Genomic DNA, 13,154 nt, shown 5'->3' on the forward strand with positions numbered 1-13,154 from the left:
GGGCCTTCCGCGTTGTTTCGGCGGGCTTGGATGAAACGACTTATATGTTCTGCGAGCGAACATAAGATGTGGGCTGCGCCACTGTCAAGGGTGGTGTGCGAGAGAAAGAGGGCAATGGACCGGACCGGAGAACGCCGCGCCACGCGGGTGGGGACCAGCACCGATGACGTCCGTCGGCGCAACCTGTCCAGTGTTCTCACGCTTGTCCACCATCACCGGGCACTCAGTCGCGCCGAACTCACCAGGCGCACCGGACTGTCCCGGTCCACGGTCAAAGACCTGGTGGAGGAGTTGGTGACCCGCGGCTTGGTCGAGGAGTCACCCGCGCCCGCAATCGCCCAGGTGGGCAGGCCCAGCCCGATCGTCAGTCCGGGAAACCAGGTGCTGGCGGTGGCGGTCACCCCTGAGGTCGACGCGATCACAGTCGGCGTCGTAGGACTGGGCGGGCTGGTGCTGGAGGTGATCCGCCGCCCCACCAATGGGGTGCCCACCGGTGAGGAGGCGGTGAAGATCGCCGTCGAGCTGATCGAGCAGATCCGGGCAGGACTCGCGCCGGACCAGACGCTGACCGCCGTCGGCGTCGCCGTACCGGGGCTGGTGCACGGCCCGGGCTCCGCCGTGCAGCTGGCACCCAATCTCGACTGGCACAACATAGAAATCGGCCAGATGCTCAGCGCAGCAACAGGATTGCCGTGCTGTGCAGCCAACGACGCCAACGTCGGTGCCATCGCCGAGCATCTGTTCGGCAGGCACGGTAATGCCGATCACCTGATCTACGTCAACGGCGGGCCCAGCGGTATCGGGGCGGGGTTCGTGGTGGCCGGTGGCCTCCTGGAAGGGGTCGCCGGGTACGCGGGCGAATTGGGACACACGTACGTCGGTGGTGGCCAAGCCTGCCACTGCGGCAGCGTCGGGTGCTTGGAGACCGAGGTGGCGCAGGCGCCACTGGCCCGACTGCTGGAGGAATTGGACGGCGCGGCCGAGCCCACCGAGCACAGCGGCGCGGAACTGGACGTGATCAACCGGCAGGCTCGGTCGCTGGCCATTGCGCTGGGTAACGCGGTGAACATGCTGAACCCGAGATTGATCGTGCTGGGCGGGTTCCTGCGGGTGTTCCCGGCGTACGCATCCGGGGAATTGCGCGACGAACTGGCCCGCCGCAGTATGCGGGCGCCCCGCGAGCTGGTGCGGGTGGTGCCGGCGACGCTGGGCGCCGATACGTTGATGATCGGCGCGGCCGAATTGGCGTTCGCACCGCTTCTGGCCGACCCGGGCAGTGTCTGAGCTTCACGAACGCTCCCAGGCGTGGTTGGTGATGACGTCATCGCCCGCCACCCCAAGACTCTGCAAAGGCGCCTTGCCGCCGAAGGTGAGACATTCGCCGACATCGTCGACCGGATCCGCCGCGACACCGCGCGACGGCTCCTGCTCAGTACAACACTCGATCTGAGCCAGCTCCGCCGCCAACTCGGGTACGCCGAACAAAGCGTGCTCACCCGCTCCTGCAAGCGCTGGTTCGGGACGACTCCCAGTGCCTACCGCAACTCCGGTACTGGGCACCGTGTTTGACCGTCTCAGGTCATCCGCTTGTGACCTGCACCGGTACCTCCGCCGTCCGGTCCAGCAACACCTCGATCCGCTGCGCGGGTGATCAGCAGGACGTCGACGGCCACGGCGCCGGAGCTGGTGGCAATCACCGGATTGGCCTCGACGGCATCGATGACATCGCCCAGTTCAACTGCCAGACAACCGAACCCGACGATGACGTCGACAACCGCGTCGATGTCCACCGGCGCCGCGCCCCGCCACCCGTCGAGCTGTGGCCGGATCCGCAGGCCGTCGAGCATGCCACGGGCTCGGACACGCGACAGGGGAGGGCACCCGACCACCCGGTCGGCGACCAGTTCGATCAGAACTCCGCCTGCGGCCACCACCACCAGCGGCCCGAAGCCCGGATCGCGAACCACGCCGACCGAGATCTCCACGCCCGCGGCAACCATGGCATCCACCGTCACCTTCGGGCCGAGGGCCGCCGCCATCGTGGTGTAGGCCGTGGTCAGGGCGTCTGCGTCGCAGAGATGGAGAACAACCCCACCGACGTCGCTCTTGTGCGCACTGCCAACGGTTTTCAGAGCCACCGGATACCCGAGGCACTCGGCGGCGTGCAGAACCTCCGGCACCGAGGCGGCCGGCCTGGAGTTCACCACCGGGATGCCGTAGTCGGCCAGCAGTGCCAAGGGGTCGGCGTGCCCATCGGCGATACGCTGTCGCCAGCGCCGCTGCCGTTCCACGTCGACAGCAGTGCCCGCCTCGGGCAGTGGCAGCGGCCAGCGCGCCAGATGCCGCAGGGCAAGCAGTCCGCTGCGGTAGCCCTCCAGCACCGGCACGCCTGCCTGCCGCAGCCTCGTGGACATCACCGAATCCACTGCCGAGGGCAGCGAAGTCAGGACCGCGAGAGGTGCACGGGTCTGCTGCGCGGTGTCCAGCACGGCGTCGGTGTAGGCGGTGTCGCCGTCGTATTCCGTCACGAGGTCGACGGCCAGCGCGGTGACGGCCACCGCGGGGTCGGCGCTCATCAACTGCAGACACCGGCCGAACAGTGCGCGGGTGTCGGCGCCGGTGCCCCAGACGTCGAGCGGGTTGGTGGCCGTCAGACCCTCGTCCAGGCAGGCGGAGATTTCGGCCGTTGTGGTGTCGGAGATGTCCGCGAACGGGGCACCCACGCTGTGTGCGACGTCGGTGCACAGGGCGCGCTCGGCACCGGAATCGTGCACGGTGGCGATTCCGGTGCCTGACGACACCCGCCTGCCGGCGGCGAAAAGTTCGATGGTGTCGGTGAATTCGGCCATATCGCTGACGTGGACTGCGCCGGTGGCGGCGCAGAAGGCCGCCCACCCCTCGGTGTCGCCTGCCAGTGCTCCGGAGTGTGCGGCCACCATGGCGCGCCCCCGCGGCGACCCGCCGACGGAGAGGATCACCACCGGGATGTTGTTGGCGGCGGCGCGGCGCAGCGCCGCCGCCAGTCGTGGCACCGACCTCGGGGTCTCGAGCAGCAGTGCTATCAGAGTGGTCTGCGGGTCCTCGAGCGCGTATTCGACGTAGTCCGCGGTGTCGGTGACCAGCTCTTGTCCGGAGGAGACCGCGAGACGGAAGCCGAAGCCGCGGCGGGCGCGCAACACTGTCGAGAACGCCGAGCCGGAGTGGGTGACCAGCGTGACACCACCGATGGGCAGGGGATGGGGTTCCAGATAGCCCAGTGCGCGAACGCCGAGTGCATTGTTGATGAATCCCATGCATCCGGCGCCGCACACGGCCATCCCCGCGTTGGTGGCCAGGCCGGCGATCCGACTGCGCAGCCCGTCGGCATGTGCAGAGCCGAACAGCACTGCCGACGGCGTCCCCACGGCCGCTGCGGATTCCAGCGCCGCGATCACTGCGGCATCGGGCACTCCGACCATCACCAGATCGGGCACCTCGTCGAGAGCCTCCAAGGCCGGCGAACACGGCAGGTCACCGATGGTGGTGTACCGGGGATTGACGAGATGGACCCGTGCCGAGCCGCGGGTCGCCTCGGTGACCATTCTGGCGCCGAAGCTGTCCGGTCTGGGGCTGGCACCGACGACGGCGATGGATCGGGCGCCCAGCATCGCCGCGACGGCGTCGCGCCTGGTCAGGATCGGCGCCCCAGTGCGGCGATCCGGGCACGTCGGCTGGCTCGCTTCTGATCGGCCAGAGCGGCTTTGGCGGCCTGCCAGCCGGGGATGCCGCAGACCCCGCCGCCGGCGTGGGTGGCCGAACTGCCGTTGTACAGCCCGGCGATGGGGGTGCGGTAGTCGGCGAAACCGGGCGCCGGGCGCATGTGGAACAGCTGCTCGAGTGACAGTTCGCCGTGAAAGATGTTGCCGCCGATCAACCCGTACTCCTGTTCCATCTCGTGGGGGCCCACGATGTCGCGGTGCAGGATCGACGATTTGAAACCGGGGGCCACCGTGTCGTACAGGTCGATCAGGCGATCGGCGTAGGCGTCGAGCTCCTCGGTGTGGGGTTCGTCCGCCCAGGCTGCCGGCACCCACTGGGTGAACAGCGACATGATGTGAGTGCCATCGGGATTGAGTGTCTTGTCCAAGGTGGTGGGAATGACGCCGTCGCTGAACGGCAGCGCGGCGGGCCTGCCCAGCCGCGCGTCCTGGAAGGCAGCCTCGATGTACTCCATGGTGGGTGCCATCTCGACAGAGCCCGTGTGGTGTTCGGCCAGACCGGAACTGGGGTTCGCGGTGAAATTGGGGAGCTCACCCAACGCCAAGTTGATCTTCACCACGCCGCTGCGGGTCTTCCAGTGCTCGATGTCGGTGACAAACTCGTCGGGCAGTTCGTGGCGGGGGATCTGGTCCAGGAAGGCGGTCCGCGGATGCAGCGTGGTGACCACGAGGGGAGCGCGGATCTCGTCGCCGTTGTCGAGTACCGCACCCTGGACCCGACCGTTCTGCACGAGCAATCGGGAAACTCGTGTGTTGGTTCGTATTTCAGCGCCGAAGCTGCGAGCTGCGCGGGCGATGGCCTCCGACACCGCACCCATGCCGCCCTCGGGGTAACCCCAGCTGCCGAGTTGGCCGTCACCGACGTCGCCGATGGAGTGATGCGCCATCACGTACGCGGTACCGGGTTCGTACGGCCCCGCCCAGGTACCGATGACGCCGTTGACCGCCAGCGCGCCTTTGATCTGCGGGGATTCGAACCAGTCGTCGAGCAGGTCGGCGATACTCATGGTCAGCAGTCGGGTGACGTCGCCCATCATGCGGGTGGTCATACCGCGCTGGCTCCAGCCCAGCTTGGCCAGGTCCAGCAGATCAGTGGGCTTGTGCGAGCCGATGTTCGGCGGCACCTGTGTCAGCAGCGGGCCCATGACGTCCGCGATGCCCTCGAGCCACTCGTTCCATCTGGGCCAGGCGTCGGCGTCTTTCTTGGAGAACTTGGCCAGCTGCTCATGGGTGCGGCCGGGGTCGTCCTCGTAGATGATCAGCGACCCGCCCTCGGGGAAGGCCTGGTAGTAGGGGCCCATGGGATGCACCTTGTAGCCGTGGCGTTCCAGGCTGAGGTCAGCCACGATGGTGGGCGGCATGAGACTCATCACGTAGGACAGGCGTGTCACCCGCAGATGCGGGGCGTCGGGCCAAGGGGCTTCGGTGGTCGCGGCGCCTCCCAGTGAGCCACGGGATTCCAAAACCAGGGTTCGGGCGCCGGAGCGCGCCAGGTAGGCCGCAGACACCAGGCCGTTGTGGCCGCCGCCGATCACCAGGGCGTCGTAGGTGTTGGACATTTCGGGATCCTCTTTCAGGGGAGATCGCACATCCTGACTGACTGTTCAATCTAACGAAGTGTTAAGCTTCCGACAAGAGGCAGCGAGGCCACAGCGGAGGGAAGACGTCGGAGCATGGCAGAACCAGCACCCGCCACCGAGAACAATGAGGGCAGGCGCATCCAGATGTTGCGCGCGGCAGCAGAGTTGATCTGTGAGCGCGGTTTCTCCGAGACCCGCATCGCCGATGTGGCCAAGCGCGCCGGGGTGTCCTCGGCGCTGGTCATCTATTACTTCGGCACCAGGGATCGATTGCTGGTCGATGCGCTACGGCATTCCGAGGAATCGTTCTACGAGGCCGCCGAGGCCATGCTCGCCGAGGTCAGTTCCCTGCGTGAGCGGCTGTCTCTGCTGATCCGCTGGACCTGCGTGCCCGAAGGCGACGGTGCCGACGAGATCCCCGGCGCGTGGGGTCTGTGGTTCGACCTGTGGGCGCAGGCCTTCCGCCACGATGAGGTCAAGGCCGGCCGTATCGAACTCGACGCCCGGTGGCGCCGGATGATCATCGATGCACTGGAATCTGCCGAGTCCGGTGAGCGCGATCCTCAGGTGGACCCGCGCATGTTCGCCCTGGAGTTCGCCGCACTGCTCGACGGGCTTTCCATCCAGGTGGCGCTGGAGGATCCCGACGTGGATTCCGAGGTGGCCTACCAGATCGCGATGCGCTTCGCCGAGCGTGAGCTGGACTTGGCGGCCGAGTCCAAGCGGGTCAAGAAGGGCGCGGCGAAAACGGCGGCTCGCCGGCGCTAGGACAGGCTGAGTTCGGCCACCGGATCGGACACCACCGGGGCGGGACTGCGCGTCAGCACCCGGACCGCGTCATGGCTGCACTCGCACAGTACCGCCGCGCCGGGCGCGAACGTGACCGACTGTGGTCCAGCATGATTGGGCACCTCGACCACCAGGTCGGTGGTCTCGCCGACGTCGACCAGCACCTGGGTGGACGAGCCGAGGTAGACCACCTCGCGGACCACGCCGGGGATCACGTTCTGATCGGAGGCGGGGCTGCGGTCCACACCGTGCAGCGTGATGCGTTCGGGCCGGATCACGACGGCGGCCGGGCCGGTGGGGCACCGCACGTCCGTCTCGGTGGACGCGCACCGCACCGTCGTCGACATCGTCGAGCACACCGCGGAGCCACCTGTTGATTCCAGGACCTCGGCGTCGAAGATGTTGGCAGCACCCAGGAATCCGGCCACATAGGTGGTGGCGGGACGGGAGTAGATATCCTGCGGTGCCCCCACCTGTTCGACGCGGCCCTGGGCCATCACGGCGATCTGGTCGCTCATTGTCAACGCTTCTTCCTGATCGTGTGTCACGTAGACGAACGTGATACCGACCTCGCGCTGCACCGATCGCAATTCCAGCTGAAGCTGTTTACGCAGTTTGGCGTCCAGGGCGCCCAGCGGCTCGTCGAGCAGCAGCACGCTGGGGCGCAACACCAGTGCCCGGGCCAGTGCCACCCGCTGCTGTTGTCCGCCGGAGAGCTGCGCAGGGCGCCGTTTGGCGAACTCCGCCATCCTGACCAACTCGAGAGCCTCACCCACTCGGTGCCTGGTCTCGTCTTTCGAGGTCTTCAGATACCGCAGCCCGAACGCCACGTTGTCCCAGACACTCATGAACGGAAACAGGGCGTACGTCTGGAACACGGTGTTGACGGGTCGCTTGTGCGGAGGGTCGCCCGCGACGTCGCGGCCGTCGAGTTCGATGCGACCGGAATCGGGTTTCTCGAAGCCGGCGATCATCCGCAGCGTGGTGGTCTTGCCGCATCCCGATGCGCCCAGCAGCGAATAGAACTGGCCCGCCGGTATCTCCAGGTCGATCCCGGTGACCGCCGGTACGCCGTTGAACGCCTTGGCCAACTGGTGCAACCGGATGGCGCCGCCGGTCACCGGTTACCCGTCAGTTGCGCACCGCCGCTGCGAACCGGGCGAAGTTGGCCGCAAAGCGATCGACATCGTCGGTGTCGTGCTGAACGGATAACAGCCATTGCTCCACCTTCCCCCATGGGGGCAGAAAAACTCCGCCATTGTGCTGGATCAGCCAGTGCAGATGACCCAACCTTGCGTCGATCTGCAGGAAATCACGGAATTCGCGGACGCGCTCGTCGCGGAATGTCACGCAGCCCTTCGCGCCCACCGCCACGACGTGCCACGGCGCGTCATACCGGGCGATGGTGGACTCCAGCGCACCCTGTAGTCGGCGCGCCAACCCGTCGAGGTGGCGATAGCCGTCGTCGGTCAGCACGTCGGTGAGGGTGGCCCTGGTGGCGGCCATGGCCAGTGGATTGCCGTTGAAGGTGCCCACCTGCTCGTAGCGGCCGTCGGCGATGGCCGACATCACGTCGGTGGTACCGCCGATGGCCGCCACCGAGATGCCCCCGCCCAGTGCCTTGGCCAGGCACACCATGTCGGGGGTCACCCCGGACAACGCGGTGACGCCGCCGGGGCCGGTGGTGAAGCCCGTCTTCACCTCGTCGAAGATCAACAGTGCGCCGGCGGCGTGCACCAGCCGGCGGATCTCTGCGAGGTAACCCTCGTCGGGAGGAATGATGCCGGCGTTCATCATCACCGGTTCGACGATCATCGCGGCCACCTGGCCGTCGTTCTCGGTGAGTGCGCGGGCCACGGCACCAGGGTCATTGAAGGGCACCACGATCACCAGATCGCGGACAGCAGCCGGGATTCCGCTGTTTCCGGGCACCCGGGTCGGCCGCTCCCGCGGACCCACCTCGTCGGCTTCGGGGAGCACCGACACCTGCACCGAATCGTGATGGCCGTGATAGCAGCCCTCGACCTTGATGATGAGATCCCGTTCGGTGAGCGCCCTGGCGAGGTGGACGGCATCCATGGTGGCTTCGGTGCCCGAGTTGGCGAATCGCCACAGCGGCAGGCCGAACCGACGGGCGAGTTCGTCCGCGATCCAGATGGCATCCTCAGTGGGTTGGGCGAAATGTGTTCCGCGCCTTACCTGTCGGCTGACTGCCTCGACGATGGCCGGGTGAGCGTGGCCGGCGATGGAGGCGCCGTAACCGCCGTGCATATCGACGTACTCGGTGCCGTCGACATCGAAGACCCGAGACGCCGCCCCGTGGCTCATCCAGACAGCTTGCGGCTGCGCGATCTGCCAGTTGGACGTGGCGCCACCCGCCAGGTGCGCACGAGCCTGCGCGATCAACTCGGTGCTGCGCGGTTGGCGACGCAGAAAGACCTGCTCTTCGGCCGCGATCAACTGGTCCACCGAGCTCTCGACCATCGATGACGCCACAGTGCAACCTCCGCTCTCTATCGGTTGACTGAGCATTCAGTCTATGCGAGAGTCCTATCAGCGACAAGACGCAACAGCGGGGAGGCTCCGATGCCACTGCCCAGGCCCTCCGGCCCCACGCGGCGCCAATTCCTGATGCGCGCCGGACTTCTCGCGCTCACCGCCCCCACTCTCGGCAGCGCTCTGGCGGCCTGCGGATCAGGTCCGGGCGGCCCGGGGAGCGCAACTGCGACTTTGACACTGGCCAAGCCGGACAGTCCTGTCACATGGGACATCGCCGACGACAACAAACCGATCGGCGACGGCCTGGCCCCGGAGCAGGGGGCGACGCTCAAGATTTACAACTACGCCGACTATCTCAGCCCCGAGGCCATCAAGTCGTTCGAGCAGCAGTACGGCTGCACCGTCGAGGTGTCGACGTTCAACGACGGCGACGAGGCGTTGACCAAACTGCGCAGCGGTGTCGACTTCGACATCTACAACGCCAACTACACCGAGATCAGCCGGCTGGTGACAGGCGGGCTGTTGCGGCCGCTGAACCACAGCTACCTCACCAACATCTCCAATGTGTGGCCCAGCTTCACCAACCCGTGGTACGACCAGGAATGGCGTTACACGGTGCCTTACACCATCTACACCACCGGCATCGGTTGGCGCAGTGACCAGGTGCCCGCCGATATCGGTGCACTGTCGAATCCCTATGCCTCCCTCTGGGATCCGACCTACAAAGGCAAGACCGCCATTCTCGACGACTGGCACAGCGCCATGGCGCTGGTGCTGCTCAAAGAGGGCATCACCGACGTCAACACCAGCTCGGAAGCCGATTTGAAGATGGTGGGCGAGCAGCTCACCGCTCTGGTGGAGGCCACCTCGCCCAAGGTCACCATCACGATGTACAGCGACCTGCCCGCCGGTCAGATCGGGCTGGCGCAGATGTGGTCCGGCGACATCATCAACGCGCAGTACTACCTGCCCGAGGGCGTCGGTACCGACATCCTGCAGTACTGGTTCCCCAGCGACGGCAAGGGGTTGGTCGACAACGACATGCTGGTGACGCTACGCGGCGGCAAGAATCCGGTGTTGGCGCATCTGTTCCTCAACCACATGCTCGACACCGAAGTGGCCAAGGAGAACTTCTCGGCCATCGGCTACCAGCCCCCGCAGAACTCGATCACCCCGGAATCGCTGGTGGCCGAGGAGTTCATCCCTGCCAACCTGCAGTCGGCGATTGTGCGACCCGAGTACTTCGACAGCGGCTATCGGCTGTTGGAACTCGATCCCGCCAACGACACCGCCTGGCGCAACGTCTGGAACGCGTTCAACGCCGGCGGATCCTGAGCACTGTGGCGCTCACCGCCGTGAGTTCGCGGCCTGCAAAGGATCGCTCGGCCCGGCTGTGGCCGGCGCTGGCGACGCCGGGGCTGCTGTGGCTGGTGTTCTGTTTCATCGTGCCGCTGTACGTGGTGCTGTGCGTGGTGTTCGGCTACGTCGATCCGATCTTCCGTACCGCGGTTCCGGTGTGGAATCCGTTGCACTGGAATCCGCAACAGTTCACCTATGTGCTGAGCCGCATCGTCGGACCGGACGGCATCTACGGCCCGGCACTGGTGCGCACCGCCGCCTACGTGTTGATCGCCAGCACGCTGTGCCTGCTGATCGCGTTTCCCGTCGCCTACTATGTGGCACGGCTGGCGGGGAAGTGGAAGGGCGTGCTGCTGGCCGCTCTGATAGCGCCGTTCTGGATCAGCTACATGATGCGAATGTTGGCCTGGGTCAACCTTTTGCAGGACGACGGCCTGGTGAACAGGGTGCTGAGCTTCGGTGGGCTGGTGCATGTCGACGTGCACTGGCTGACCGGGCAACCGGTGGTGGTGATCCTCGGTCTGGTCTACGGCTATGTGCCGTACATGATCTTGCCGCTGTATGCCGGGCTGGACCGGCTGCCCCAACACACACTGGAGGCGGCGCGCGATCTGGGCGCTGACCGGCTGTCGTCGTTCTGGCGGGTGACTCTGCCGTTGTGCAGACCGACGATGGTGGCCGCGGTGCTGCTGACCTGCCTGCCGATGCTGGGGGACTACTTCACCAATGATCTGTTGTCGGCGTCGCCCAAGACGGCCATGGTGGGCAACTTGATCAACGACAGCGTGCAGGCCCCCGGGCAGACCGGGCAGGCGGGTGCTTTCGTGATGATCGTCTTGGTGGTGGCGCTGCTGCCGATGCTGTACTACGTGCGGGTGATGGGACGCCGGGACGAGGTGGCCTCATGAGAGGGCCGGTCACCTGGTGGAACGACCCGTGGCGTCCACCCAGGATCCTGGTGGGCGTGACGGCGGTGTACCTGTTGTGGTCGCTGCTGCCGGTGTTGATCGCTGTCATGTTCTCGTTCAACGACGGCCGGTCCCGCACCCACTGGCAGGGCTTCTCGTTCCGCTGGTACTGGGGTGACGAGACCCGCTCGGTGTGGCACGACGCGGCCCTGCACACCGCGCTGTTCCAGACGCTGAAGCTGGGGTTGATCGCCACGCTGATCACCGTGCCACTCGGCGTGCTGTTCGCCATCGGCATCGATCGCTGGCGCGGCCGGGTGCCCGACGGCGCCAACGTGCTGATGCTGTTCTCGTTCGTCATCCCCGAGGTGCTTCTGGCGGTGGCGTTGCTGTTCATGATCACCTCGGTGGCGTTGCCGATCAGTTTGGGTACCTCCGCTCAGGTGGTGGGGTTGGTGACGTTCCAGGTGTCCTATCCGGCGGTGCTGGTGCGAGCCAGACTGGCCACCATCGGGCGACAATACGAAGAAGCCGCAATGGATTTGGGTGCCACGCAGTTGGGTGCGCTGCGCCGGATCATCTTGCCGATGCTCACCCCGGCGATCTTCGCCAGCACGGTGCTGGTGTTCGCCGACGTCATCGACGACTTCGTGCTGGTGCGCTATCTCTCCGGTGACGCCTCGACCGAACCGGTGTCGGTGAAGATCTACAACACCGCCCGCGCCGCCCCCACGCCGGCCCTCAACGCCTTGGCCACCCTGCTGTTGCTCGCCGCGCTGGCGGCGGTGGTGATCGGTTACCTGATCTACCGGCGAATGGCGAAGGGGCAGGGCGCCGATCGCGGCATCGGCGCCTTCACCGGCGAAGCCTGATTGCGATTTGGGCGTGATTCCAACCGCTCAGCGGTTGGAATCACGCCCAAATCCCCGTCTGGACCGGGAGAGCGTCAGCCCTTATTCTTGACTGTATGTTCAAACAGCTTGGTCCGGCTCCCGTCCCTGCCGACGCGCTGGCGGCGGCGCTGGCCCCCTTCGGTCAGTCCCGCATGCTGCCCCGGGAGGCCTACGTCGACCCAGCGGTGTTCGCCTGGGAGCAACAGGCCATCTTCTCGGGATGGACGTGTGTGGGACACGCCTCGGACCTGCCGTCGGTGGGCAGTCAGAAAGCGGTGGGATCCGGCGCCAATGGCGCACTGCTGGTGCGCGGTGAGGACAACGCCGTGCGTGCGTTCGCCAACACCTGCCGGCACCGTGGCCACGAACTGCTGACCTGCGGCGCGCAGACCAAACGCCGTGGCATCGTGTGCCCGTACCACTCGTGGTCGTTCAAACTCGACGGAAGTCTGCGCAAAGCACCGGGTTTCAGTGATGTCGACGGCTTCGATCCCGCGCAGTTCGGACTGTTCGAGTTGCGGTTGGTCAACTGGCACGGCTGGCTGTTCGTGGATCCCAGCGGCCAGGACAGCGACTTCAGCGACCATGTGGCCGGCCTCGAAGAGGTGGTGGCGCCGTATCGGCCCGAGGAATTGACCGTGGTGGCGCGGCACTCCTACGAACTGGCCACCAACTGGAAGGTGATCGCGGAGAACTACCAGGAGTGCTACCACTGCTCGTCAATTCACCCCGAGCTCAGCCGTATCAGCCCACCCACCAGTGGCGAGAATCTCGAACTCGAAGGTTCGTGGATGGGCGGCTGGATGTCGATCATCGATGGCGCAGAGACGATGTCGCTGAGCGGCAAGAGCGACGGAGTGGCGATCAAGGGTCTGTCCGAGCATGAACTGCGTTCGGTGATGTACCTCGTCGGCTACCCGAACCTGCTGGTCAGTCTGCACCCCGATTACGTGATGACCCACCTCATGACGCCGTTGGCCGTCGACCGCACCCACGTCGAGTGCGCATGGGCGTTCCCCAGAGAGGTCGCTGAGCAGCCCGGTTTCGATCCGTCCTACGCGGTGGACTTCTGGGACCTCACGAACCGGCAGGACTGGACTGCCTGCGAATCGGTGCAACGCGGCCTGAGCTCACCGCATGCTCGTCCCGGCCCGCTGGCTCCCGACGAGGACGGCGTGTACCAGTTCGTCACGCGGGTGGCGCGGGCGTACGCGGGCCGGTAGTGATCCGGCCCGCGTAGCTTACGGCCATCACAGCCGCCACATCTCCCGCGCCATCAATGCATCCGAGTACCAGCTCGGCGTCCGCCGGGCGTGGGCCTGATGTCGGTCATGGTCGGAGCATGGCCGGTCCGGCGACCAGGTGGCC

10 protein-coding genes and 1 pseudogene are annotated in these 13,154 nt (G+C 66.3%); 7 read left to right on the forward strand and 4 right to left on the reverse strand.

Annotated features, from left to right (window positions below; genetic code table 11):
• Nucleotides 1-114: 114 nt before the first annotated feature.
• Together BVC93_RS20030 and BVC93_RS20035 are read left to right on the forward strand one after the other, a co-directional pair.
• Nucleotides 115-1,284, forward strand: a complete 1,170-nt coding sequence (locus tag BVC93_RS20030) for an ROK family transcriptional regulator (protein WP_083738998.1) — start codon at nt 115-117, stop codon at nt 1,282-1,284.
• A 48-nt stretch (nt 1,285-1,332) separates the two neighbouring features.
• A pseudogene (locus BVC93_RS20035) lies at nt 1,333-1,569 on the forward strand (helix-turn-helix domain-containing protein); the annotation flags it as partial.
• 5 nt (nt 1,570-1,574) lie between these two features.
• Here the strand turns inward: BVC93_RS20035 and BVC93_RS20040 are convergent.
• Complete coding sequence (locus BVC93_RS20040) at nt 1,575-3,647, reverse strand: acetate--CoA ligase family protein (RefSeq protein ID WP_083739000.1); 2,073 nt, start codon at nt 3,645-3,647, stop codon at nt 1,575-1,577.
• 23 nt (nt 3,648-3,670) lie between these two features.
• Complete coding sequence (locus tag BVC93_RS20045; RefSeq protein WP_083739001.1) at nt 3,671-5,317, reverse strand: phytoene desaturase family protein; 1,647 nt, start codon at nt 5,315-5,317, stop codon at nt 3,671-3,673.
• A gap of 114 nt (nt 5,318-5,431) precedes the next feature.
• Here BVC93_RS20045 and BVC93_RS20050 point away from each other — a divergent pair, with 114 nt between their 5' ends.
• On the forward strand, nt 5,432-6,106 hold the full coding sequence (locus BVC93_RS20050) for a TetR/AcrR family transcriptional regulator (RefSeq protein WP_083739002.1): 675 nt from the start codon (nt 5,432-5,434) through the stop codon (nt 6,104-6,106).
• Here BVC93_RS20050 and BVC93_RS20055 read toward each other — a convergent pair.
• Complete coding sequence (locus BVC93_RS20055) at nt 6,103-7,248, reverse strand: ABC transporter ATP-binding protein (RefSeq protein ID WP_083739003.1); 1,146 nt, start codon at nt 7,246-7,248, stop codon at nt 6,103-6,105. The genes BVC93_RS20050 and BVC93_RS20055 overlap by 4 nt on opposite strands.
• Nucleotides 7,249-7,258: 10 nt before the next feature.
• Nucleotides 7,259-8,623, reverse strand: a complete 1,365-nt coding sequence (locus tag BVC93_RS20060) for an aspartate aminotransferase family protein (protein WP_236950034.1) — start codon at nt 8,621-8,623, stop codon at nt 7,259-7,261.
• Nucleotides 8,624-8,713: 90 nt separating this feature from the next.
• Between BVC93_RS20060 and BVC93_RS20065 the strand changes: the two genes are divergently transcribed.
• The 4 genes from BVC93_RS20065 to BVC93_RS20080 all read left to right on the forward strand — a co-directional run bounded on the left by BVC93_RS20065 (nt 8,714) and on the right by BVC93_RS20080 (nt 13,009).
• Nucleotides 8,714-9,961: a polyamine ABC transporter substrate-binding protein gene (locus tag BVC93_RS20065; protein ID WP_083739005.1), complete on the forward strand. Its 1,248-nt coding sequence runs from the start codon at nt 8,714-8,716 to the stop codon at nt 9,959-9,961.
• A gap of 5 nt (nt 9,962-9,966) precedes the next feature.
• On the forward strand, nt 9,967-10,893 hold the full coding sequence (locus tag BVC93_RS20070; RefSeq protein WP_236950035.1) for an ABC transporter permease: 927 nt from the start codon (nt 9,967-9,969) through the stop codon (nt 10,891-10,893).
• Nucleotides 10,890-11,765, forward strand: coding sequence for an ABC transporter permease (locus BVC93_RS20075; protein ID WP_083739006.1), 876 nt, complete (start codon nt 10,890-10,892; stop codon nt 11,763-11,765). The genes BVC93_RS20070 and BVC93_RS20075 overlap by 4 nt, the downstream gene beginning before the upstream one ends.
• Nucleotides 11,766-11,860: 95 nt before the next feature.
• On the forward strand, nt 11,861-13,009 hold the full coding sequence (locus tag BVC93_RS20080; protein WP_083739007.1) for an aromatic ring-hydroxylating oxygenase subunit alpha: 1,149 nt from the start codon (nt 11,861-11,863) through the stop codon (nt 13,007-13,009).
• The last annotated feature ends 145 nt before the right edge of the window (nt 13,010-13,154 follow it).

Origin of the sequence: Mycobacterium sp. MS1601 (assembly GCF_001984215.1) — a bacterium.
Classification (GTDB): domain Bacteria; phylum Actinomycetota; class Actinomycetes; order Mycobacteriales; family Mycobacteriaceae; genus Mycobacterium.

Bases quoted from the DNA above. Each gene is read 5' to 3' on its own strand.
- BVC93_RS20030 (WP_083738998.1), top strand. From the start codon at position 115: ATGGACCGGACCGGAGAACGCCGCGCCACGCGGGTGGGGACCAGCACC.
- BVC93_RS20040 (WP_083739000.1), bottom strand. From the start codon at position 3,647: ATGCTGGGCGCCCGATCCATCGCCGTCGTCGGTGCCAGCCCCAGACCG.
- BVC93_RS20075 (WP_083739006.1), top strand. From the start codon at position 10,890: ATGAGAGGGCCGGTCACCTGGTGGAACGACCCGTGGCGTCCACCCAGG.
- BVC93_RS20080 (WP_083739007.1), top strand. From the start codon at position 11,861: ATGTTCAAACAGCTTGGTCCGGCTCCCGTCCCTGCCGACGCGCTGGCG.
- BVC93_RS20065 (WP_083739005.1), top strand. From the start codon at position 8,714: ATGCCACTGCCCAGGCCCTCCGGCCCCACGCGGCGCCAATTCCTGATG.
- BVC93_RS20045 (WP_083739001.1), bottom strand. From the start codon at position 5,317: ATGTCCAACACCTACGACGCCCTGGTGATCGGCGGCGGCCACAACGGC.
- BVC93_RS20050 (WP_083739002.1), top strand. From the start codon at position 5,432: ATGGCAGAACCAGCACCCGCCACCGAGAACAATGAGGGCAGGCGCATC.